The organism is Cupriavidus sp. 86D6 (assembly GCF_057815095.1).
In genome coordinates this window covers 229,877-253,021 of the sequence record NZ_JBYPSB010000004.1, presented here as the reverse complement: position 1 = coordinate 253,021, position 23,145 = coordinate 229,877, and the positions used below count along the sequence as shown (strand labels likewise).

At 67.5% G+C, this 23,145-nt stretch carries 21 protein-coding genes; 11 read left to right on the top strand and 10 right to left on the bottom strand.

All coding sequences use genetic code 11. The features are described 5' to 3' along the window. Nucleotides 1–27: 27 nt before the first annotated feature. The 4 genes from AC3G88_RS12290 to AC3G88_RS12275 all read right to left on the bottom strand — a co-directional run bounded on the left by AC3G88_RS12290 (nt 28) and on the right by AC3G88_RS12275 (nt 4,121). Complete coding sequence (locus AC3G88_RS12290) at nt 28–255, bottom strand: hypothetical protein (RefSeq protein WP_488772976.1); 228 nt, start codon at nt 253–255, stop codon at nt 28–30. A 227-nt stretch (nt 256–482) separates the two neighbouring features. Then, nucleotides 483–1,523, bottom strand: coding sequence for a lipase family protein (locus AC3G88_RS12285; protein ID WP_488772975.1), 1,041 nt, complete (start codon nt 1,521–1,523; stop codon nt 483–485). Nucleotides 1,524–1,560: 37 nt separating this feature from the next. After that, on the bottom strand, nt 1,561–2,832 hold the full coding sequence (locus tag AC3G88_RS12280) for an LssY C-terminal domain-containing protein (RefSeq protein ID WP_488772974.1): 1,272 nt from the start codon (nt 2,830–2,832) through the stop codon (nt 1,561–1,563). Next, nucleotides 2,829–4,121: an LssY C-terminal domain-containing protein gene (locus AC3G88_RS12275; protein WP_488772973.1), complete on the bottom strand. Its 1,293-nt coding sequence runs from the start codon at nt 4,119–4,121 to the stop codon at nt 2,829–2,831. Before AC3G88_RS12275 ends, AC3G88_RS12280 begins: the two co-directional genes overlap by 4 nt. A 259-nt stretch (nt 4,122–4,380) precedes the next feature. Between AC3G88_RS12275 and AC3G88_RS12270 the strand changes: the two genes are divergently transcribed. From AC3G88_RS12270 to AC3G88_RS12245, 6 genes are all read left to right on the top strand, one after another. Continuing rightward, entirely contained in the window at nt 4,381–4,941 is a 561-nt protein-coding gene (locus tag AC3G88_RS12270; protein ID WP_153948238.1) for a lipid-binding SYLF domain-containing protein, read from the top strand. A 434-nt stretch (nt 4,942–5,375) separates the two neighbouring features. Beyond that, nucleotides 5,376–6,290, top strand: coding sequence for a dihydrodipicolinate synthase family protein (locus AC3G88_RS12265; RefSeq protein WP_488772972.1), 915 nt, complete (start codon nt 5,376–5,378; stop codon nt 6,288–6,290). A gap of 97 nt (nt 6,291–6,387) precedes the next feature. Continuing rightward, nucleotides 6,388–7,032, top strand: a complete 645-nt coding sequence (locus AC3G88_RS12260) for a TRAP transporter small permease (RefSeq protein ID WP_488772971.1) — start codon at nt 6,388–6,390, stop codon at nt 7,030–7,032. Between the two features lie 4 nt (nt 7,033–7,036). Continuing rightward, entirely contained in the window at nt 7,037–8,302 is a 1,266-nt protein-coding gene (locus AC3G88_RS12255; protein WP_488772970.1) for a TRAP transporter large permease, read from the top strand. Nucleotides 8,303–8,358: 56 nt separating this feature from the next. Continuing rightward, the gene (locus tag AC3G88_RS12250) at nt 8,359–9,360 is read left to right on the top strand and encodes a TRAP transporter substrate-binding protein (RefSeq protein WP_488772969.1); all 1,002 of its coding nucleotides are present in this window, start codon (nt 8,359–8,361) and stop codon (nt 9,358–9,360) included. 73 nt (nt 9,361–9,433) lie between these two features. Continuing rightward, nucleotides 9,434–10,120 (top strand): GntR family transcriptional regulator, encoded by a 687-nt coding sequence (locus AC3G88_RS12245; protein WP_488772968.1) that lies wholly within the window; start codon nt 9,434–9,436, stop codon nt 10,118–10,120. A 36-nt stretch (nt 10,121–10,156) separates the two neighbouring features. On the opposite strand, the gene AC3G88_RS12240 is transcribed toward AC3G88_RS12245, so the two are convergent. The 3 genes from AC3G88_RS12240 to AC3G88_RS12230 all read right to left on the bottom strand — a co-directional run bounded on the left by AC3G88_RS12240 (nt 10,157) and on the right by AC3G88_RS12230 (nt 13,601). Further along, nucleotides 10,157–11,320 carry a CaiB/BaiF CoA transferase family protein gene (locus AC3G88_RS12240; protein WP_488893430.1) on the bottom strand — a complete coding sequence of 388 codons (1,164 nt, stop codon included), beginning with the start codon at nt 11,318–11,320 and terminating at the stop codon, nt 10,157–10,159. A 98-nt stretch (nt 11,321–11,418) separates the two neighbouring features. Then, complete coding sequence (locus AC3G88_RS12235; protein WP_488772967.1) at nt 11,419–12,408, bottom strand: Bug family tripartite tricarboxylate transporter substrate binding protein; 990 nt, start codon at nt 12,406–12,408, stop codon at nt 11,419–11,421. A gap of 35 nt (nt 12,409–12,443) precedes the next feature. After that, complete coding sequence (locus AC3G88_RS12230; protein WP_488772966.1) at nt 12,444–13,601, bottom strand: acyl-CoA dehydrogenase family protein; 1,158 nt, start codon at nt 13,599–13,601, stop codon at nt 12,444–12,446. 136 nt (nt 13,602–13,737) lie between these two features. On the opposite strand from AC3G88_RS12230, the gene AC3G88_RS12225 reads away from it, so the two are divergent. The 4 genes from AC3G88_RS12225 to purT all read left to right on the top strand — a co-directional run bounded on the left by AC3G88_RS12225 (nt 13,738) and on the right by purT (nt 18,987). Beyond that, nucleotides 13,738–14,523, top strand: coding sequence for an IclR family transcriptional regulator (locus tag AC3G88_RS12225; RefSeq protein WP_488893414.1), 786 nt, complete (start codon nt 13,738–13,740; stop codon nt 14,521–14,523). Continuing rightward, nucleotides 14,520–15,344, top strand: coding sequence for an IclR family transcriptional regulator (locus AC3G88_RS12220; protein WP_488772964.1), 825 nt, complete (start codon nt 14,520–14,522; stop codon nt 15,342–15,344). The genes AC3G88_RS12225 and AC3G88_RS12220 overlap by 4 nt, the downstream gene beginning before the upstream one ends. A 218-nt stretch (nt 15,345–15,562) precedes the next feature. Further along, complete coding sequence (locus AC3G88_RS12215) at nt 15,563–17,743, top strand: TonB-dependent siderophore receptor (protein ID WP_488893413.1); 2,181 nt, start codon at nt 15,563–15,565, stop codon at nt 17,741–17,743. A gap of 41 nt (nt 17,744–17,784) precedes the next feature. Next, the gene (purT, locus tag AC3G88_RS12210) at nt 17,785–18,987 is read left to right on the top strand and encodes a formate-dependent phosphoribosylglycinamide formyltransferase (protein WP_488893412.1); all 1,203 of its coding nucleotides are present in this window, start codon (nt 17,785–17,787) and stop codon (nt 18,985–18,987) included. A gap of 36 nt (nt 18,988–19,023) precedes the next feature. On the opposite strand, the gene AC3G88_RS12205 is transcribed toward purT, so the two are convergent. Together AC3G88_RS12205 and AC3G88_RS12200 are read right to left on the bottom strand one after the other, a co-directional pair. Continuing rightward, nucleotides 19,024–20,361 carry a mechanosensitive ion channel family protein gene (locus AC3G88_RS12205; RefSeq protein WP_488772961.1) on the bottom strand — a complete coding sequence of 446 codons (1,338 nt, stop codon included), beginning with the start codon at nt 20,359–20,361 and terminating at the stop codon, nt 19,024–19,026. A 104-nt stretch (nt 20,362–20,465) separates the two neighbouring features. Next, on the bottom strand, nt 20,466–20,783 hold the full coding sequence (locus tag AC3G88_RS12200) for a DMT family transporter (protein WP_153948225.1): 318 nt from the start codon (nt 20,781–20,783) through the stop codon (nt 20,466–20,468). 108 nt (nt 20,784–20,891) lie between these two features. Between AC3G88_RS12200 and AC3G88_RS12195 the strand changes: the two genes are divergently transcribed. Then, the gene (locus AC3G88_RS12195) at nt 20,892–21,785 is read left to right on the top strand and encodes a LysR family transcriptional regulator (protein ID WP_488772960.1); all 894 of its coding nucleotides are present in this window, start codon (nt 20,892–20,894) and stop codon (nt 21,783–21,785) included. An 18-nt stretch (nt 21,786–21,803) separates the two neighbouring features. On the opposite strand, the gene AC3G88_RS12190 is transcribed toward AC3G88_RS12195, so the two are convergent. Then, on the bottom strand, nt 21,804–22,994 hold the full coding sequence (locus AC3G88_RS12190; RefSeq protein ID WP_488772959.1) for an HD-GYP domain-containing protein: 1,191 nt from the start codon (nt 22,992–22,994) through the stop codon (nt 21,804–21,806). Nucleotides 22,995–23,145 lie beyond the last annotated feature (151 nt).

Genomic DNA, 23,145 nt, shown 5'->3' with positions numbered 1-23,145 from the left:
CGCATCGCCAGTCGCACCTTGCGTGACTCAGACCAGCGCAAGCGCCGGCCTTGGCCGGGCCCTGAGCTGGGCGAGCTGGCGCGCCAATGCCTCGGCGGCGCCCTCCAGATTCTCCAGGACGACCTGATCTTCGTGCGGGTCCAGCCCGCATTCCCTAAGCTGCGCGACAACAGCCTGCTGCTTGGCGACCCGGGTCTGCAGATACTTGACGTACTGCTCCAGCATCGCCGCGTCGCGTAAGGCATTGCGTACCATCGCGATCTCCTGATCTGTGACATGGCTCACATCACGGTGTGAGCTATCCCCTCTGCCGCGACAAAGATACCGGACCTGAGCCGATTTTGCATGTCCATAAAGATATCTATACGGACATAATCGGTCGCACGTTCGATCCGCTAGATTGGCGACGCGCCCGGACACATCCCGGTTGCGGGTGCTTGACGGCCGCGCCGCCCTGGGCGCGGCATTTTTTTTGGACGTGGTCACCTGGAGGCCCCGCTCGCCAGATCCTCCTCGATGAACCGCAGCAACGCTTCCGTGAGGGCTTCGCGCGGATAGGCGTTGCGGGTCACGAACATGGCGCCGATGGTCGGGCGCGAGCGCGCGACCGGCACGGCCAGCGCCCAATGGTCGGCGTTGACGTACCCCACCAGCGCACTGCCCGGCACGATCTGGTCGTAGAAGATCACCTGGCTGTCGTTGCGGCCGTCGATGCGCGCCAGCTTTTCGTAGCTCGATTCAAGGATCGACGAAATGCGATCCGGGGCCGGGAACGTCACCAGCGAGTAATAGCGCGGCCAGCCGGGCAGCGTGTGGCCAGCCAGCCACGCCTTGCGAACCGCCGGCCGCAGGCTTTCCACGCCCCGGCCATCGCCGGCCTCGCACTTCGACCCGGGGAAGTGCTGCAGCAGGTTGGCCTGGTACTGCTCGGCGTCGTTGGCCAGCGGCGAGCCACCCACGGCACCGGCCGCGCTGACGACTGCCACCACACGGCTGCCGATTTCCGGATACCCGGCCACGGCCTCCAGGATGTCGGGAGCGCCCTTGGAATAGCCGATCAGCACGACATAGGGCCCGTCGGGGCCCGCTGGCAGCGCCAGGACGGCATCGCGCACCTGGCGCGCGTTGTGCGCCGAGCCGGACAGGGCATCCACCCGCAGCAGCACGGCATCGTAGCCAAACTGCCGCACATGGGTGGCCACCGTGCCGGGCGGATCGAGCCACGGCTCGAAGCACTCGTAGCCGATGCCGGGCACGATCATCGCCACCAGATGCCGCCGCGACGGACCCAGATCGACCGGCTTGCCGGTGCCGGCCGGCTCGGTCCCGACCCGCGTCAGCGCGTCTTCGCAAGGCCGGTGGTCAGGCAGGTCCTGCTGGCGCGCATTCAGGACGGCGCAATAGATCTCCCGGAAGCGCCCGCGTGCGTCGCGCACCCCCGCACTGGCGGCCGGCACCAGCGCCAGCGGCGGCGTGTCCGCGGAATACGGAACCAGTGGCTTCGATGCGCAGCCGGCCAGCATCAGGCAGGCACAGGCCAGTGCCCCGCCCCGCGGCAGCCTAGCGCGCCTGCGCGGTGTCCTCGGCGGCATGCTGATCCTTTTCGGTGGCGTCGGTCTTCGCGGGCTGGCCCAGGGGCACCCAGTCCAGGATCTCAAGATCCGCAATGCTGAGCGGCCGGGTCACGAAGAACATGACCGCGCGCAGACCGTCGGTAAAGTACCGCGCCCCGTTCAGGCTGCTGCGCTCCTGCTGCCGGATGACCGGCCCCACCCCGGTCACAAAACCGAGCTTCTCCAGGCCTTCGGAGTAGATGCAGTCCTGAACCACCATGTTCCGGGCCTCGTCCGCGTCTTCGTGCAACATGGACTGCGCCGGCGCAGCGCCGAGACGGCCACCGGCTGGCCGGCCAATCTGCAAGACGTAGACCGATTGCCCCCGATAGCGAAACGGCGCCAGCCAGGCACGCATCCAATTTGGTGACACCGACCCGGCAGGCCCCTGCTTGCGCAGGACGGCGTCCGGGACGCGGCCGAACACATACTGCGTGTCGTCGAGCGGCTGGTGGTTGCGGCGGTAGTTCCGGCGCACCATGGCCGCCCCGAAATCCTCCAGCCCGCCGATGGCCACCCCGTTCAGCGGATCGCCGCCGTGCTGGCCGCTGGCGTCGGTGGCGCAGCATGGCAGGCGTTCCAGCGCGGCACGCAGCGTCGCCATGTCCTGATAGTCAGTCACCTGCGGATCGGGGTACGTGAACAGCGACCGCGAGAAATTCGGGTCATCGGCGTCATCGGGCACCCTGAGGAACAGCGTGAAGACCACCAGGTGCTGATTGCCGAGCAGATCCACATTGAGCAGCTTGGTGCCGCGCGCGGCGTTGGTGAACACGATGCCCGAGCGGGTTTCACCGGGCGGCACGGGATTGTGGAATCCCGCCTGGTTGAACCAGTCGTCGATCTCGGCATTCCGGCTGCCGCTGAACCACCCGTGCAGCGACCACGCGACTTCGAGCGGCGAGAAGTAGTCGGGATCGGTGCCGGTACGCAGCAGCGCCAGCGACTGCGGGGTGTCGTTGCGCACCTCGATCCAGACCGGCTGCACCCCCAATGCACCGATATTCGCACCCAGCAGGCGGTGGCTTTCCATCTTGCCCAATACGACGGCGCGCAGCGTGATGCTTTCCTTCGTGACACTGACCGCCCGGGCTCGCAGCGGCGCGTCGCCGTCCGGGGCGGGCCGTTGCCAGGTGGTGCATCCCGCCAGCAGTAACGCCAGGCAGGCCATCAGCGCCAGGGCAGCCGCCCGATGCCGGACACCCGGAGCGGCCATCATCGCCCCACCCCGACACCCGTGGCACGGCGCCCGTCCGGCCCGTTTTCGTCATGCCAACTGAAGCGGCGGATCGCCGACAGCGACACGGGGCGCTGGTAGAACACCATGACCAGGCGGTCGCCGTCCGTGTAATACGGGTCGGTGGTCAGGTTCTGGCGCGGCGCCCGCTGCGGCGCCGGACCGACGCCGCCCACGTACCCGACCACGGCCAGGCTCTGGGAGTACGCCATGTCTTCGGCCAGCGCCGTGCGCGCCTCGTCGACATCGGGGTCGATCTTGTGGGTCGTCAGCGTTGGGGAATGGATCGTCATGCGGCTGCCGATATCGCGGCTGATCTGGCCCACCCATACCGGCTTGCCCTGATAGCGCATGGGGCTGAGCCAGAGCCGCAGGTGGTTGCGCTGGTGAACCGAATCGCGGGCCTTCTGCAGCGCCAGGTCCTGCGGACGGCCGAACAGGTAGAGATCGCTGACCGGCGCGTTCAGGTAGCGATCGCCCGACAGCGCCGATGTCACCACGCGCATGATGGCCCCCGACCATTTCGTCTCGGTCGGACGCCAGCCGCGCCGTACCAGGGCCGGGAAGGCGTCATCGAGGCCGCCCACGATGATCAGGTTCAACGGATCGCCGTTGCGCGAGCCGTCGCCATTGGTGGCGCAGCATGGCAGCGACTCCAGGGCGGCCCGGAATGCGGCATCGTCGTCGAAGTCACGGATGGCCTCGGGCGGATAGATCTCGCGCGTGAAGACCTTGCTGGCGTGATAGTCGCCCCGGAAGCCGGGCACCACGGTGAAGACCGAGAACGTGCGCGTGCGGCCATCGGCAGCCAGGTCGATCTGCACCAGCTTGACGCCTTCCTCCAGGCTGGTCAGCACCATGCCCGATACGGTCTGGCCGGGCGGCACCGGATTGCGGAAGGCCAGCGCCGCAAAGCGATCGTGCAGCTGGCGTTTCACATCGGCGGGCTCGTTCTCGGCGAACGCGTCGGCGGCCTCGGAGGCCGGGACAAAGTTGGGATCGAGCCCGGGGAACAGCAGGTAGTACGGCCGGTCGTCGTCATTGCGAACCTGCACCCAGACCGGCTGCGTGGCCTTGTGGGCCAACGGCACGCCATAGACGTCCGCGCTCTCGCGCGCCGACAGGACCGAGACGGCCACGCTGACGCCGCCGTCGGCACGCGTGACGGCCCGCGAGCGGAAGTCGCCCACGGCTTGCTGGCGCTCCGGCGCGGCACAAGCCGCCAACGCCAGCAACGCCATCGACGCACAAACCATAGCGGCAGATTTCATGGCTGCCCCGGCGAACGCGGAACCGACTGTCACGGGTTCGGAGCAGGCCGAAAGCTGGCCGCATCCGGGCCAGATTGCCGCACTGCCTTCCATCGTCTAGTCTGGGATACGTTCCCGCGTTTCACAAGAAAGAGCTGCCCCCTGGGCGCACGACAGTACGGTGAACCGGCGATCGAACGAGGCAACCGGCGTGTTGCACACTGGCCGGCGCTGCAAAAGCAAGGGGCCTGGCGCCCCGTTACGAAGAAAGGGGGCAGCAATGCATCGACGAATCGCCATCCTGGCACTCCCCACCCTGATCGCAGTCCCGGCGATCGCACTGGGCGCAAGCAAATCCGAAAAGCAGGCCGAGGTGCGCACGGCTGCGCAGAAGGCGCTGGATGCGCTCTACAAGGCGCAGCCATCGGCCCGCAGCGCCGTGGCTTCGGCGGCCGGGTATGCGGCTTTCAGCAATTTCGGCATGAAGATCCTGCTGGCCGGCAGCGGCACGGGTGAAGGCATCGCGGTCAATAACAAGACCAAGGCCATGACCTACATGAAGATGGTCGAGCTGCAGGCGGGCCTTGGCATCGGGGTCAAGAAGTTCCAGCTGGTCTGGGTGTTCGAGAAGGAATCCGCGCTGAACGACTTCATCCAGTCAGGCTGGACCTTCGGCGGACAATCGACCGCCGCGGCCAAGGCCGGCGACAGCGGCTCTTCCTACCAGGGCGCACTGGCCGTCGGGCCGGGAATCTGGCTCTACCAGATCACGGACAAGGGCCTGGCGCTGGAACTGACTGCCAAAGGCACCAAGTACTACAAGGATGACGAACTGAATTAAGTCGCTACAAAAAAGCGGCAGGCCCTGGGGCGGCAAGACCGGCCCCGGGGGATGACTTGCCTGTTGAACGGCCCCCGCGACGTCGCCGTGCCTGATCCAACCGATGCCCGCCCACGCGAGCCGTCTCGGTGCACGCCCCCGCCTGCGGTGCATGACGGCGTGCATGCGTGCCCCGCGATGTCCCATCGAGCCCCTTCCAGACCCCGGCCCTGCCCGCCCTGACCCGCGCCTGACCCGGCGTGCCCCCCGCCAATCCGCCGCCTGACGCCCTTTTCCGGCCCGCCGCCTATTCGGGTTTCCACTGGCATGGATCGTGCTGGATTATTTCGCAAAGATATCCTTAATATATTTAGAAGATATTTTCACGCGGCGCACCGGGGCGGCCGACAGACCGCCGGGTGCGCAGCCTCACCTTCCCGACCGAGGAGTTCCTCATGAGCAATCCGCGCTGGACCGGCATCTTCCCGGCCATCACGACCAAGTTCCACGCCGACGAGCGCATCGATGCCGAAGGCACCATCCGCCATATCGACTTCCAGATCCGCAACGGCATCCACGGCCTGGTCACGTGCGGATCGCTCGGCGAGGCCAGCACGCTGTCGCTGGAAGAAAAGCTCGACGTGGCGCGCATTGCGCTGGAGGCCGCCGACGGCCGCATTCCCGTGCTGGCCAATGTGTCCGAAACCAGCACGCGCGACGCGCTGCGCTACATCGACGGCGCCAACAAGCTCGGCGTGGCCGGCTTCATGGTCATGCCGTCGGTGATCTACGTGGCCGACGCCCGCGAGGCCATGCAGAACGTGCGCGCCATGGCCGAGGCGGCCCAGAAGCCGGTGATGGTCTACAACAACCCGGTGGCCTACCGGGTCGATCTCAAGCCCGAGCACATGGCCGAGCTGGCCGACTGCAAGTGGATCGCGGCCGTCAAGGAAAGCACCGGCGACATCCGCCGCGTGACCGACCTGCGCAACACCGTGGGCGACCGCTACCAGATCTTCATGGGCGTGGACGACCTGGCCTACGAAGGGCTGGCGCTCGGCTGCGACGGCCTGCTGGCCGGCGTGGGCTGTGCCTTCCCCCGCGAGACCGTGGCGCTGTTCGACCTCATGCGCGCCGGCAATTTCGCCGAGGCACTGAAGCTCTACCGCTGGATGACGCCGATGCTCCATCTCGACGTGTCGAACAAGCTCGTGCAGAACCTGAAGCTGATCGACGCCATCGTGGGCGTGGGCACCGAACACATGCGCCGCCCGCGTCTGCCGCTGATCGGCGAGGAACGCGCCTTCGTCGAAAAGGTCGTGCGCCAGGCGCTGGCCACGCGGCCGGCCCAGTACCAGTCGGTGGCCTGACGCGCGCGATGCCGGCCGGCGCCCTCCAGCGCGCCGACTGGCATCCAACTTGCACGACCCGGCCCGTCCGATATCCACGCACAGGAGCTTGACAGCCATGCCCGACCTCTCCTCGATCACGGCGGACGCAGCGCCCGCCAGCCCGCCCGTGGCCCGCCCGGTGCGCTGGGTGCTGCGCGCCTCCGACGCCGTGCTGGCCGTGGAGCGCCTGGCGCTTGGCGGGCTGATGACGCTGCTGGTGCTGCTGATCCTGCTGAACGTGGCCACGCGCTACGCCGGCCTGCCGCTGTACTGGGTGGACGAGGCGTCGGTCTATTCCGTGGTGTGGCTGACCTTCGTCGGCGCATCGGTCATGACGCGCCTGCGCCTGGATTTCGCGGTGGGGCTGCTGACCGAGCAACTGCCGCCCCGGCTGCAAAGGGCCGCCAAGGTCATCGCCACGGGCGGCGTGCTGGTGTTCGGCCTGGCCATGATCGCCATGTGCTGGCTGTGGATGGACCCGGTCGGCATCGCCAATTTCCACTTCGACGCAAAGGAATACGCGGCCCAGTCGTTCAACTTCCTCTACACCGAGCACACACAGACACTGGAATGGCCGATGTGGGCGCTGCAGTTGATCATGCCGCTGTTCGCCTGCACGCTGAGCCTGCATGCGCTGGCCAACCTGCTCGAAGACCTGGACCTGGCGCCGCGCCGGGCGTACCCCGAGTTCTACGTCGGCGATGCCGAATCGGTGAACTGAAGCCATGACCACCACCTTCTTCTTCTGCGCCGTGATGCTGGCCGGCGTGCCCATCGGCATCTGCCTGTGCCTGTCCGGGCTGGCCTTTATCTTCAGCACCGGCGACACCGTGCTGCTGCAGTCGTTTCCCACGCAGATGTTCGCCGGCGTGGACAGCTACGGCCTGATCGCCATCCCGCTGTTCATCCTGATCGGCGAGATCATGAACAGCGGCGGCATCACGCGCCGGCTGGTGGACCTGTCGATGGCCTTCGTCGGCTCGGTCAAGGGCGGCCTGGCCTACGTGAACATCCTGGCCAACATGCTGGTGTCGTCGATCATCGGCTCGGCCACCGCGCAGGTGGCCATCATGGCGCAGGTCATGGTGCCCGAGATGGAAAAGCAGGGCTACGACAAGACCTTCGCGGCGGGTCTGACCGTCTACGGCGGCATGCTCGGCCCCATCATTCCGCCGTCGGTGATGTTCGTGGTCTACAGCGTGCTGGCCCAGGTGGCGGTGGGCGACATGCTGATCGCCGGCATCCTGCCCGGCGTGCTGCTGACACTGCTGTTCTTCGTGATCATCGCCATCATGGGGATGTTCTACAACTACCCGCGCAGCGCCCGCCAGACGCTGCGCGAGCGGGCGACGACCGTGCTGCAGGCCAGCCCCACGCTGCTGATCCCGATCGTCATCGTCGGCTCGATCCTGGCCGGCCTGGCCAATCCCACCGAGGCCGCCGCCGTGGGCGCGCTGGCCGCGGCGCTGGTGGGGCGCTATGTGACGAAGGAATTCGACATGCGCACGCTGCCGGCCATCCTGCTGCGCTCGGCCATCTACTCGGCCATCGTGCTGTTCCTGGTGGCGGCGGCGGCCGTGTTCTCATGGCTGCTGATCTACGGGAAGATCCCGCAGATGGTCGCCACCTGGATCCAGACCGTGGCGCACAGCCCGATCGCGTTCCTGCTGCTGGCCAACGTCATCCTGCTGATCATCGGCACGGTCATCGACGGCATTCCGGGCCTGATCATGACCGTGCCGATCCTGCTGCCCGTGGCCACCGAGGTCTATCACATCGACCCGCGCCACTTTGGCGTGGTCATCGTGATCAACCTGGTGCTGGGGCTGATGTCCCCGCCCGTGGGGCTCAGCTTCTTCGTGGCGTCTGCCGTCACCGGCGCCAAGCCCGGCAAGATGTTCATGGTCACCCTGCCCTTCTTCCTGATCAGCTGCGTTGGACTGGTGCTGCTGTCGCTGTTCCCCAGCCTGTCCATCGGACTGCTGAAGTAGCCGCTTCCCCTTCCCTCTCCCCCCTCGACATCCCCCGAAACGTACAGGAGCCTGCCATGTCCCACTTCACCCGACGCCGCTTTCTGAAGACCACCGCGCTGGCCACCGCCGCCGCGCCGCTGGTGATCACGTCCACCACGCGCGCCGCTACCACGAAGGAATTCCGCCTGGGCCTGATCACGCCGGCCGGGCATTCCTGGAACCGCGCCGCCGTGGCGTTTGGCGAATTGCTGAAGAAGGAAACCGACGGCCGGCTCAGCGTCACGGTGTTCCACTCGGGCCAGCTTGGCAACGAATCGGCCATGATGCAGCAGTTGCAGTCGGGCGCGCTCGACATGGGCTGGATCCAGGCCGCCGAACTGGGCTCGCGCGTATCGAGCGTGGCCGCCATCAACGCGCCCTACCTGGTGCGCTCCACGGCCAGCGTGGCCAGGCTGGTGCGCACGCCGGCCGCGCTGAAGCTGCTCGATGCGCTGCCGCGCGAGACCGGCACCATCGGCCTGGGCTGGGGCATCACGGGCATGCGCGTGGTGTTCGCCACCAGGGACATCGGCTCGCCCGACGACCTCAAGGGCATGAAGCTGCGGATCAACCCCACGCCGGTCTACCGCGACTTCTACTCGATGCTGGGCGCCGCCCCCACGCCCATCCCCACCCCGGCCGTGTTCGACGCCATGACCAACGGCCAGGTGGACGGGCTGGAAGCCGACATCGAACTGTCCTGGAACCAGCGGTACGACAAGATCTCGAAGGCGCTGCTGCCGATGAACGCGCTGTTCATGCCGTTCGCGCCGCTGGTGTCGGGCCGCATCTGGGCCGGGCTCGATGCCAGGGACCGCGACCTGGTGCGGCAACTGGTCAACCAGGCGCTGACGGCGCAGATCAATGACATCGTGACCACCGAAGCCGGCCTGGTGGACAAGCTCAAGCGGTCGTCGGTGGCCTTCAAGAGCGCATCGAGCTACGACCCGCAGCCGGTCGTGAAGAAGTTCGACGAACTCTGGGTGGCCAAGGCCCCGGCCATCCCCGAGCTGCGCAAGATCGGCGCCACGCTCTGACGCACCGTCCGCCTGCGGCATAAGACGGCCACCGCCAGCCCGCCGGCTGGCGGGCCCCGCTCCTTCGTTCGAGATGCCTAACGCTTCCAGTTCCCTGGGTACGACCGCACACGCGCCGGAAACCGGCAAGCGCCGCGCCGCCGATATCGCCTATGACCGGATCGAGACCATGATCTCGAAGCTGGAGATTGCGCCCGGCAGCCCCGTGGTGGAGGCCGAACTGGCCGAGATGACCGAACTGGGGCGCACGCCGGTGCGCGAGGCGCTGATGCGCATGGTGTCGATGGGCCTGATCGTGCAGCAGCCGCGGCGCGGGCTGATGGTGTCGACCATCGACGTGATGGACCACCTGGACGTGATTGCCACCCGCCGCGTGCTGGAACGGCTGATCGCCGCCAGCGCCGCGCGGCGCGCCACCGACGCCCAGCGCAAGGCGCTGATGGCCAGCGCCCAGAAGATGGTCAAGGCGGCCCAGCGCGGCAACCTGGACGAATACATGGCCGCCGACCAGGCGCTGGACCACGTCAACCATGCCGCCTGCCGCAACCGGTCGGCCGTGAAGGCCGTGATCCCGCTGATCGTGCAGTGCCGCCGCTTCTGGTACGCCTACCAGCACGAAGGCGAGATTGCCGAGGGCGCCCAGGCGCACCAGGCGATGGCCAGCGCCATCGCCAGCGGCAACGAGGCCGAAGCCGCGCGCGGCGCCGACCTGCTGATGGACTATCTGGAACGGTTCGCGCGGCGGGTGATCGACGCCTGACCGCCGCGCTTCCCCACCCCCCCCCCGCAGCCTCCCTCAGACCACCCCGTCGCGCTTCAGCCCGTCGATATCGTCGGCGGTCAGCCCCAGCCCGCCATACACCTCGGCATTGTGTTCGCCCACGCCCGGCCCGCTGCGCGCCGGGGCCGGCGCATGCCGGGAAAACCTTGGCACCACGCAGGGCGCCGGAATCGTGCCCAGATCCGGATCGGGCAGCCGCACGATGGCCTGGCGCGCCTGGAAGTGCGGATCGTCGACGATATCGGCAATCGAGAAGATCTTGCTGAACGGAATCTCGTGCGCGGCTAGCGCCTGTGCCACGGCCGCGTAGGCATGCGCCGCGAACCAGTCCTTGATGGCCGCGTCCAGGGCGTCCAGATGCCGCACCCGCGACGGATTGGTGGCAAAGCGCGCATCGTCGGCCATGGCCGGCTGGCCGATGGCCTGGCACAGCCGCCGGAAGATCGGTCCCGACGAGGCCACCAGCGACACCCACTGGCCGTCAGCCGTCGCGTACATGTTCGACGGCGCCGTGTACGTGGCCCGGTTGCCGGCACGCTCGCGCACCTGGCCCAGTTGCTCGTATTCGACGGCCAGCGGTTCCAGCACGCGGAACAGCGCCTCGGTGGCCGCCAGGTCGATCTCCTGGCCCGGCATGGTCTCGTTGCCCGCGCGGCGGCGCTCGGCCATGGCGCTGGCGATGGCAAACGCGCCAAACAGGCCGGCCACCATGTCGCCCATCGGATAGTTCATGTGCAGCGGCGCGCCGCCGGCTTCGCCGGTCAGGTTCGTGAATCCGCTCATCGCCTCGAAGATCCGCGCAAACCCGGCGCGCTGCGCGTAGGGGCCGGTCTGGCCGAAGCCGGTCAGGCGCAGCACCGTCAGCCGGGGATTGGCGCGATGCAGCGTGGCCAGATCCAGGCCCCAGCGGTCGAGCGTGCCGGTGCGGAAGTTCTCGACCAGCACGTCGAAGTCGGGCAGCAGCTTCAGGAACAGTGCACGGCCGGCCGGCTTGCGCACGTCGAGCGTGATGCCGCGCTTGCCCCGGTTCGTGACCTTCCAGTACAGCGCCAGATCGCCCTTGACCGGCGCCAGGCCGCGCAGCGGATCGCTGCCGTCGGGCAGTTCCAGCTTGACCACCTCGGCGCCCATGTCGGCGCACAGCGCGCTGGAAAACGGCGCGGCCAGCACCGTGGCCATGTCGAGGATGCGGATGCCGGCCAGCGGGCCCTGGCCTGCGTGCCCGGATGCCTGCGCGGATGCGTGCGGGGTTGCGTGAGTGGATGCGCGCGTCATCGTCAGTCCAGCGTAGTGCCGGTGGATTTCACCAAGGCCGCCCACCAGGCGGTATCGGTCCGGATCTGCTGCGCGAACTGCTCGGGCGAATTGCCTACCGGCTCGGCACCCTGTTCGACCAGCCGCTTGCTGATCTCGGGCCGCGCCAGTACCTTGACCATGGCCTGGTTCAGGCGATCGACGATGGGGCGCGGCGTATGGGCCGGCACCATCAGCCCCTTCCACGCCGTCACCATGTAGCCCTTGAGCCCGGCTTCCTCGGCGGTGGGCACGTCTGGCGCACCCGAGGCGCGCTTCTCGCTGGTCACCGCCAGTGCCCGTAGCTTGCCCGATTGCACGTGCGGCCAGATCGCCGGCATGTTGTCGATCATCAGCGTGATATGGCCGGCGATCAGGTCGGCCACGGCCGGGCCGCTGCCCTTGTACGGCACATGCTGCATCTTCAGGCCGGCGGTCTGGTTCAGCAGTTCGCCCGCCAGTTGCGCAGGGCTGCCGTTGCCGGGCGACCCGAAGGTGATCCGGTTCGGATGCGCGCGGGCATAGGCGACGAACTCCTTGACGTTCCTGACCGGCAGCGACGCGTTGACCGCCATCATGTTGTGGTCGCGGGCAATCATCGTGACGGCCGCCAGGTCGCGCGCGGGGTCGTAGCTCATCTTCGCGTACAGGCTCGGGTTGATGGCGATCTGCCCGGCGGCGGCCATCAGCAGCGTGTAGCCGTCCGGCGCAGCCTTGGCCACGATATCGCCGCCGATATTGCCGCCTGCGCCGGGCCGGTTCTCGACGATCACGGTCTGGCCCAGTTCCTCGCGCAGCGGCTCTGAAATCAGCCGCGCGACGATGTCGGTGGACCCGCCCGGCGCGAATGGCACCACCAGGCGGATTACCTTGCTCGGATATTTCGCATCGGCGTCGGCCGCGTGGGCCGGCATCATCGGCATCACGGCCATGCCGCACGCCAGGCCGGCGGCAATCAGGATGGGCTTGAACATGTTGTCTCCGTCTTTCTCTGTGCTACGGCAGCCGCTCAGCGGGTGCCGGCCTGCGCGAACGTGCGTTTGGCAATATTGAGCTGGTGGATCTGGCTGGTGCCCTCGTACAGCCGGAACAGTCGCACATCGCGGTAGAAGCGCTCGATGCCGTAGTCGGCGATATAGCCGTAGCCGCCAAACAGCTGCACGCAGCGGTCGGCCACGCGGCCGCACATCTCCGACGCGAAATACTTGCAGATCGACGCCTCCATCGTCACGTCCTGCCCGTCGTCGCGCTTGCGCGCCGTGTCCAGGATCAGCGCGCGGGCTGCGTGGATGTCGGTCTGGCAGTCGGCAATCATCGCCTGCACCAGCTGGAAGTCGGCCAGCACCTGCCCGAACTGCTTACGCTCGGTGACGAACCGCACCGCATCGTCGAGCATGCGGATGGCCGGTCCGGTGCACAGCGCGGCCAGGTGGATGCGCTGCTTGTTCAGCACCTTCATCGCCGTCCTGAAGCCCTGACCTTCCTCGCCGCCGATCAGGTTGGCGGCCGGCACGCGGCAATCGTTGAAATAGACCTCGGACACCGGCGATCCGGCCTGCCCCATCTTCTGGTACGGCTGCCCGGTGCCAAGCCCCGGCGTGCCGCGCGGCACGATGAACGCCGAGATGCCGCCCGCGCCGGCCTTGTCCGGATCGGTGCGCGCCATCACCGTGAAGAGCCCGGCAATGGGCGCATTGGTGATGAAGCACTTGGTGCCGTTCAGGATGTAGTGATCGCCATCGCGCACGGCCGTGGTCTTGAGCGCCGTGGCGTCGGAGCCTGCATCGGGCTCGGTCAGCGCGAACGACCCGGTCAACTCGCCACTGGCCAGCAGCGGCAGGTAGCGCGCCTTCTGCTCGGGCGTGCCGTCGGCCACCAGGGCCTCGGAGCCGATCCCGGTATTGGTGCCCACACGGGCCCGGAACGCCACCGAACACTGCGACAGTTCCATCGCGGCCAGCACCAGTTCCTCGGTGGTCATGCCCGCGCCGCCGTATTCCTCCGGAATCGAATAGCCGAACATGCCCTGCGCGGCCATGGCGTCCACCACGTCCTCGGGCACCAGGTCGCGCGCGGCCACCTCGGCTTCGCGCGGCACCAGCCGCTCGCGCACGAAACGGCGCAGCGACTGCAGGAACGGCTGGAATACGTCCGGATCACGAATCATCGTCTCGCTCCCTCGATCTCTTGTCTTGTGATGGGCCCAAGCGTACCGCCCGCTTCGATATGCCGGCATCATTGTTTCGCTATCTTGAACACTCGACGGTCCGGCGCCATACTGGCTTCGGTAGGATGACAACCCGATGCCCGCACCCAAATCTCCCCGCCACCATCCCGATCCGGCCTTCGCCACCACGCTGGCGCACGGCCTGGCGCTGCTGCAGTGCTTCCGGGTGGGCGAAACGGTGCTCAGCAACAAGGAGCTGGCCGAACGCACGGGGCTGTCCAAGGCCACCATCAGCCGGCTGACCTACACGCTGGCCGTGCGCGGGCTGCTGCTCTATGACGACCGGCTGCGCCGCTACCGGCTGGGATCGACGGCGCTGTCGCTCGGGTATCCGCTGCTGGCCAGCCTGCGCGTGCGCCAGGTGGCGCGCCCGCTGATGAAGACGCTGGCCGACCGCATGGGCGGGTCGGTGTCGCTGGGCCTGCGCGACCGCCTGCGCATGGTCTATGTGGAAACCAGCCGGGGCCACGACGCCATCGCGTTCCGGCCCGATATTGGCGCGTCGCTGCCGATGCTGGCGTCGGCCATCGGCCGCGCCTGGCTGGCCCAGGCACCTGCCGACCTGCGCGCCACAATGCTGGCGGGCCTGCGCGAGGCCGAGCCCGACGACTGGCAGCGCCATGCGGGCGCCATCCCGGCTGCCATCGACGATCTGGCGACGCTTGGCTTCACGCGCTCGGCCGGCGACTGGCTGCCCGATGTCCACGCCGTAGCCGTGCCCATGCGGCAGCCGACCGATGGCGAAACGCTGGTGTTCAACTGCGGCGTGCCCGCCACCCGCATGAGGCCCGGAAAACTCGAACGCGAGATGGGACCGCGCCTGATCGAACTGGTGGCAGACGTCGAGGCGCTGCTGGCATGACACGCGAGATCCTCCCCGGCAACTCCGCCCCGCCTTTGCCAGCCACGGACGACGACCCGGCCGACCGCCAGTTCGCCCGCACGCTGGCCAACGGCATCGACATCCTGCTGGCCTACCGCCCCGGCGAAGCGCTGCTGGGCAACCGCGATTTCGTGCAGCGCACTGGGCTGTCGAAATCCACGGTGGCGCGGCTGACACACACGCTGGCCGTGCTGGGCTACCTGCGCCATGAGGCGGCGCTGGGCAAGTACCGCCTGGGGGCGCCGGTGCTGGCGCCCGGCTACCCGCTGCTGGCCAGCATGCAGATCCGCCAGGTGGCGCGCCCGCTGATGAAGGCGCTGGCCGATGAAACAGGCGGCGCCGTGTCGCTGGGCATCCGCGACCGCACCCAGATGATCTACGTGGAAACGGCGCGCTCGACCGACAACCTGGTGATGCCGCCCGATATCGGCGCGGCACTGCCCATGCTGACCACCGCCATCGGCAAGGCATGGCTGTGGCGCGTGCCGGCCGCATTGCGCGATCCGGTATTGAACCGCCTGCGGCTGGCGTCGCCCGACGCCTGGCGCCGCGCCGAACCGGCCCTGGCCCAGGCGCGGCACGACCTGGACGTGCTCGGCTATTGCTCGAACCGGGCCGAATGGCGACACGACGTGTTCGGCTTCGCCGTGCCGCTGTGCAAGCCCGTCGATTCCCAATGGTTCGTGGTCAATGGCGGCGTCCCGGCGCGGCCGGGCACGTTCGATACCGTGCAGAAGCGCGTCGGGCCACGCCTGGTCGCCCTGGCGCGCACGCTGGAAGACCTGCTCGGACTGCGCTGACCGCCTGCCGGCCCCCCGGCCATCAACGGACCGGCGCGCCTGTCTTGTCCGGATTGCATGCCCGCTGCGACGTGTTGGAAATATGACGAAGCCCCTGGGCAAGCCACGGCTTTCCCTTGACGGTGCAACGGTTCAATGGGCATCATTCGCCCCTCGATATCGTAATGCGAGTCGTTCGTATTACGGTTTACGTTTTCATTGACGAGCCCACCCGCACCATGACGTCCTGTCCGTCGCCGGCATCCCCCCGCCAGCACGCGCCCTCGCGCATCCGCCCTCTCGCCGCCTTTGCCCGCATGGCTGTCCTGGCCGGTTTTCCGCTTTGCGGAACGGCCGTGGCCCAGACCACCCCGGCCGAACAGGCCCTGCCGTCGGTGACCGTGAGCGCCACGCAGGAGATCGATCTGGGTCCGCAGCTTCAGAAAAAGGCTTCCGGCGGTGCGCTGGGCAGCCGTTCGCAGTTGGACACGCCGTTTTCCACCACGGTCGTCAGCGGCGAAGACCTGGCTGACCGCCAGGTGACCAAGGTCGGCGACGTGTTCTTCAACGACGCCTCGGTATCGGACAACAGCAACGGCAACAACGCCTGGGCGTCGTACACCACCGTGCGCGGCCTGCAGCTGGACTGGCGCAACGCGTTCAAGATCAACGGCATGCCGTTCATTGCCTACGGCATTACGCTGCCCTACGAACAGCTGGAACAGGTGGAACTGCTCAAGGGCGCGTCCGGCTTCATGTACGGCTTTGGCAACCCGGGCGGCACGGTCAACTACGTGACGAAGAAGCCGACCGACCAGTTCACGGCCAGCGTGGAACTGGGCTACCGGTCGTCGCATGTCTGGACCGAGCACGTGGACGTGGGCGGCCGGGCCGGCCCGGACAACATGTTCGGCTATCGCCTGAACGTGACTCACGAGGAAGGCAAGCCGGCCAATGCCGTGGGCATCAACCGCAATTCGGTGTCGCTGGGCCTGGACGCCCGCCTGACGCGCGACCTGACCTGGACGTTCGACAGCCTCTACCAGGACCGCAATACCTGGGGCGCCACGCCGTCGTTCTACTTTGGCAGCCTCGCCGGCAACCAGCTGCCCGGCGTGATCAGCGGCCGCGGCGGTCTCTACGCCGGCCCGGACACGCATTTCTACTCCAACCTCCAGGTCTACCAGACCGGCCTGCGCTACACCTTGAACCCCGACTGGACGGTCAGCACGACCTACAGTTTCAGCAAGCAGGCGCGCAGCCGTAACGAAAGCACGTTCTTCGTGTCGGACGCTGCCGGCAACTACACCAGCTCGCGCTACGACGGGGCCGAGAACCAGCAGTTCAGCAACTGGACGACGATGGTCGAGGGCAAGTTCCGCACGGGCCAGTTCCGCCACGAGCTGGTGGCCGGCGTGAGCTGGCAGCAGCAGATCGACCGCTATACGAGCAACTTCTTCAACGACCCGTTGCTGGCATCCGGCAACCTGTATGGTCCGTACACGGGCGTGCACTACAGCAACACGGCGTTCCAGAAGTACCGCGCCGGCGATACCACCCAGAAGGCCGCCTTTGTCAGCGACACGATGCACCTGACCGACAAGTGGTCGGTGCTGGCCGGCCTGCGCGTGACCAACTACGAGCAGAACAGCTTCACCGGCACGGGTTCGGGCGACACCAGCTTCACCAGGAACGGCCTGCTGACGCCCACCGCGGCGATCATGTTCAAGCCGATGCCAAGCACCACGCTGTACGCCAGCTACGTGGAGTCGTTCGACGGTGGCGGCGTGGTGGCCTCCAACTACGCGAACGCCGGCCAGGGCCTGACGCCGGCCCGGAGCCGCCAGTACGAGGTGGGCGCCAAGACCGACCAGGGCATCTGGACGGGTACCGCGGCACTGTTCCGCATCGAACGCCGCAGCGAATTCGCGCGCGACAACGGCGCGGGCGCGCTGCCGACCTTCGTGCAGGATGGCCAGTCGGTCTATCAGGGCCTGGAACTGGCCGGCTCGTCGCGGATCGGCTCGCAGTGGGAAGTGGGCGGCAGCGCGATGTTCCTGCACACCGAGTACACCGAAGGCGATACCAACATCGGCAACCGCGTGGCGGGCGCCCCGAACTTCATGCTGACCGGGCGCGTGGCTTACCGCATCCCGTTCGTGCCGGGCCTGAAGGTGGGCGTGGACGGCAAGTACACCGGCCCGATGAAGGCCGACGCCGCCAACAACCTGAACCTGGGTGGCTACACGGTGTTCAATCTCGGCGCCACGTACAACACGCGCGTGTCCGGCAAGGAGCTGACGCTGCGCGCGGCGCTGACCAACCTGACCAACAAGCGATACTGGGGCTTCCAGTACGAAAACTACGCCCAGCCGGCCGACCCGCGCGCCATCAGCCTGAGCGCGAAGATCGCGTACTAGGATATACAATCGCGGTTTTTCCTTCCCGCCGAGCCCCCGCCATGACCACCCTTGGAACCCCCCTCTCCCCGTCCGCCACCAAAGTCATGCTGCTGGGCTCCGGCGAGCTTGGCAAGGAAGTGCTGATCGCGCTGCAGCGTCTGGGCGTGGAGACCATTGCGGTGGACCGCTACGAGAACGCGCCGGGGCAGCAGGTGGCACACCACGCGCGCACCATCACGATGAGCGATGGCGACCAGCTCAAGGCGCTGATCGAGGCCGAGCGCCCCGACCTGGTGGTGCCCGAGATCGAAGCCATCGCCACGCCGATGCTCGAAGCCCTGGAAGCCGCCGGCGTGGTCCGCGTGATCCCCACCGCCCGCGCCGCACGCCTGACGATGGACCGCGAAGGCATCCGCCGCCTGGCCGCCGAAACGCTGGGCCTGCCCACCAGCCCGTACAAGTTCTGCGATTCGCTCGAAGAACTGCAGGCCGCCATCGACGGCGGCATTGGCTACCCGTGCGTGGCCAAACCGGTCATGAGCAGTTCTGGCAAGGGCCAGAGCAAGATCGACGGCCCCGAGGGTGTCAAGGCGGCGTGGGACTACGCCATGGCCGGCGGCCGCGTCAGCCACGGCCGCGTCATCGTCGAAGGCTTCATCGATTTCGACTATGAAATCACGCTGCTGACCGTACGCGCGGTGGGTGCCAACGGCCAGGTGGAAACGCAATTCTGCGAGCCGATCGGCCACGTACAGGTGGCGGGCGACTACGTGGAAAGCTGGCAGCCGCACCCGATGCACCCGAAGGCGCTGGAATCGGCCCGGCATATCGCCCGTGCTGTGACGGCGGACCTGGGCGGCCAGGGTCTGTTCGGCGTGGAATTGTTCGTCAAGGGCGAGCAGGTCTGGTTCAGCGAAGTCAGCCCGCGTCCGCATGACACCGGCATGGTGACGATGATCTCGCAGCGGCAGAACGAATTCGAATTGCACGCCCGCGCCATTCTGGGCCTGCCGGTGGACACCAGCCTGCGCGCCCCGGGTGCCAGCGCGGTGATCTACGGCGGCGTCGACGCCGAAGGCATCGTGTTCGACGGCGTGGACGAGGCTCTGCGCGTGCCGCAGACCGAGCTGCGCCTGTTCGGCAAGCCCGAGTCGTTCACCAAGCGCCGCATGGGCGTGGCGCTGGCCTACGCCGCCGATGTCGAAACCGCCCGCGATCGGGCCAAGGAAGCCGCCGGCAAGGTCAAGCCGCGCAAGGCCTGAGCCCCGCCTGAGCACGGCCTTAGGGGTTTTCTCCCCTCACATCACCTGGTCTGCCCGATCCGTCGGCGCCGCCATCGGCTCGCGCGCGCCCGGGTCGGCCGCCGCCGCGGCCAGCGCCGCATGCGCGCCGCGCGGAGAATCGCGCAGGCCGCTCAGGTCTGCGCCCGACGGCGACTGGTACAGCCGTAGCCCCAGCTCCGGCAGGATCGCAAACAGGTGGTCGAAGATGTCGCCCTGGATGCGCTCGTAGTCCATCCAGCCCGTACGCGTGCTGAAGCAGTAGACCTCGATCGGAATCCCCTGCGAGTCCGGTTCCATCATGCGCAGGTTCAGCAGCAAGTCGTGATGGATATCGGGATGCGCGCGCAGGAACGCGATGCCATAGGCGCGGAACGTGCCCAGGTTGGTCAGACGGCGCCGGTTGACCGGGTCGGCGTCCGGGCCCTGCAGCGCCCGGTTCGTTTGCTCCACCTCCTGCTGCTTGACCTCCAGGTAGTCGTGCAGCAGCCGGAAGCGCATCAGCGCGCGCACTTCGGCATCGTCCAGAAAGCGTACCGACGTGGCGTCGATGCGCAGCGTACGCTTGATGCGCCGCGCGCCGGACTCGAACATGTGCCGGTAGTTGCGGTAGCTCTCCGAGAACAGCTTGTAGGTCGGCACCGTGGTCACGGTGTTGTCCCAGTTCTTCACCTTGACCGTGTGCAGCGCGATGTCCATGACGAAGCCGTCGGCATTGGACTGCGGCATCTCGATCCAGTCGCCGATGCGCAGCATGTCGTTCGACGTCAGCTGCGTACTGGCCACCAGCGACAGCAGCGTGTCCTTGAACACCAGCAGCAGCACCGCCGAGATCGCGCCAATGCCGGACAGCATCCACAGCGGCGAGCGGTCGATCAGGATCGACAGCACTAGCACGCCGCAGACCAGCCACAGCGCCAGCTGGGCAATCTGCACGTACCCCTTGATCGAGCGCGTCTGCGCGCGGCGGCTGTTGGCGAACACGGTCTGCCAGGCGCCAAGCACGCCCGACAGCATCAGGAACACGCTGACCCACGTGCCGGCATGCGCCAGCCGCTCGATCAGGATCGAAAACTTGCCCAGGTCGGGCACCTGGCTGATGCCAACCGTGATCACGGCCAGGAACACCGCATAGCCCAGCCGGCGGTAGGTGCGGTGGCGCATCAGCGCGGCCGCCCAGTCACGGTTGCCCGACAGGCTCAGCACGCGATACACCACACGGCCCACCACACGGGCCACCAGCCACTGCGCGATGGCGGCAATCATCAGCAGCGCGAGCACATACAGCGAGATCTGCGCCCAAGGATGGGCGGGAATACGTTGCTGGAACAGGTCCAGCAGGGCATCAAATGTCATCAGGGCAATGCAAAGGCAATCGGTTCGGAACAGGCGACAAGTCTACTAGCCATGCGCCCGGGCGCCACACTTTGCATGCCTGATCCGGCAAATTCGGACTTGTCTCACGCCGGAAGCAGCTTCAGGCCGCCGATCCCGACAAAGATCAGCGCGATCAGCGCCAGCCGGGCCGGCGACGCGCTTTCGCCAAGAAACAGGATGCCCACCAGCGTCACGCCGATGGCCCCGATGCCGGTCCAGATCGCATAGGCGGTGCCCACCGGCAGTTGCCGCAACGCCGCGCTGAGCAGGTAGATGCTGGCCAGCGCCGCGCCAATGCCCAGCAGCGTCGGCCCGGGCCGCGTCCAGCCATCGGTGTGCTTCAGCGCCAGCGCCATCACGATCTCGATCAGTCCCGCCACGACCAGCAGCGTCCACGCCATGGTGTTCTCCTCAAATCGGGCAACCCCGGTTGCCCTTCCTTCCGCCACACTGTAGGCTCTGCAAATCGGCATAACAATTCGCGTAAATCGCGGAAAGGCAATGCAAAAATGCAGGAGGCAGACTGGGACGACCTGCGCGTCTTTCTGGCCGTCAGCCGGCACGGGTCGCTGGCGGCGGCGGCGCGGGCGCTGCGGGTCAATCATTCGACCGTGCTGCGCCGGCTGAACCATCTGGAGGAAGACCTGGGCACGCGGCTGTTCTCGCGAGACCTGGGCGGCTATGTGATGACGCCGGCCGGCGAAACGCTGGCCGGGCAGCTTGACGGCGTGGGCGAACAGATCGACGCCGCCCAGCGCGTGCTGGCCGGGCGCGACACCGAACTGGGCGGCCCGCTGCGCGTGACGACCACCGATACGCTCGCCTATGGGCTGCTGATGCCGATCCTGGCCGATTTCCGGGCCCGGCATCCGCGTATCGAACTGCAGGTGGTGATCCACAACAACTTCCTGAACCTGACCCGCCGCGAGGCCGACGTGGCCGTGCGGCCGGCCTCGGCGCCGCCCGAACACCTGCTGGGCCGGCACGTGGGTCGGCTGCAGACCGCGCCCTATGCGTCGCGCGCTTATCTGGACCGGATGGAAGCGCCCGCCCAGGCGCACTGGGCGGGCCACTGGTGGGTGGTGCCGGACGACAGCCTCGCGCATCTGGCGCAGGCCCGCTGGGCACTGGCCAACGTGTCCCCGGACCGCTGCGCCGTGCGCGCGGACAGCCTGGTGGCCATGGCGCAGGCCGTCCGGCTTGGCATGGGCGCCGGCATGCTGCTATGCATGCTCGGCGATGCCGACGCGTCGCTGGTGCGGCTGGCCGACCCCGACCCCGCGCTGGACACCCCGCTGTGGCTGCTGACCCATCCGGACCTGCGCCACAGCGCGCGCGTGCGCGCCTTCAACGACTTCGTCACCGACGCGCTGCGGCTGTCGCCCTGGGTGCTGCAGGACTGACCCGCCCTGCGCGCCGCCCTACTTGGCGTGCGGCGCGTACATCGCCATGAGCTGCTCGTCGCTGAAGCCCCACTGGCGGGCGTCCTCGAACGCGATCACGGTGTCGTCCGCCTGGGTCAGGTCCAGCACCTCGGGCGGCAACGGCCTGGCGTCGGTCACCGAGTAGAACACCATCACACGCGGGCGCAGCGGTTCGCCTTCGTTCTGGCCGCAGACTACCGCCAGCCGGCCCGAACGCAGGCGCAGCACGGTGCCCAGCGGGTAGATGCCGATGGTGCGCGTAAACGCCTTGAATACGCGGCGGTCGAACAGCGTGTCCACACGCACCGCGATGTATTCCATGGCGCGCGCCGGCGACCACGCCGGGTGGTTCGGGCGCGGCGAGGTCAGCGAATCGTAGGTGTCGCAGATGGCCGCGATCTTGGCGTGGACGCTGATCTCGTGTTCCAGCAGCCCGAACGGGTAGCCGCGCCCGTCCACCCGTTCATGGTGGTGCACGCAGACATCGAGCGGAATGTTGGTGTAGAGCCGAGCCTCGTTCAGGATGCGGTAGCCGGCCGACGGATGGCGACGCATCTGCTCCTCTTCCGACGGCGACAGGTCGCCACCCTTCATCAGCAGGGATTCGGGCAGCGTCAGCTTGCCGATATCGTGCACCAGCCCGGCCAGGCCTAGTTCGCGCACCTCGCCGTCGGGCAGCTTGAGATTGCGGCCCACGGCAATCATCAGCGCGCAGACCGAGAACGAATGCAGGTACGTGTAGTCGTCCTTGACCTTGAGCCGGGCCATGGCCAGCAGCGCCTGCGAATGGCGCGACAGCGATGTCGACGCCGAATCCACCAGCAGCAGCGCGCCGTGGGTTTCGAGCGCGCGGCCCATGCGGACGTCGTTGAACAGGTTGCCGACCAGCACGCGGCCGGTCTTGATCAGTTCGCGCGCACGCTCCAGTTCGTCCTCGAAGCTCGACTCGGGATCGTCGCTGGCGTCGTCGGCCTCCATCATTTCCGGGGCTGCCGGTGTCGGCAGGTTCCGGCCCTTGAGGATGTCGATCCAGACGTCCTGCACGTTGGCGGACTGGATCTGCTCCACCTGCTCGTCGCTCGTCACCAGAAAACGCGACCGCCAGAACGGGTGGTTGATCCACGGCCCGCCCAGCCTTGCCACGAACATGCCAATCTGCAGCTGTTCCGCCTTGATTCTTCTCAGCATGCAATCGCCCCTATCAAATGGCCCACGAAGCCCATGCCCCGCGTACCCGTTCAGGCGGGGCTCTGGTCAGGCCGGCCCCTCGCGCTGATTCTTATCATTGGCCGCCATTATCGGCAGGCGGCCGGATTTCTTTAGTGTTTTTTAGTGTTTT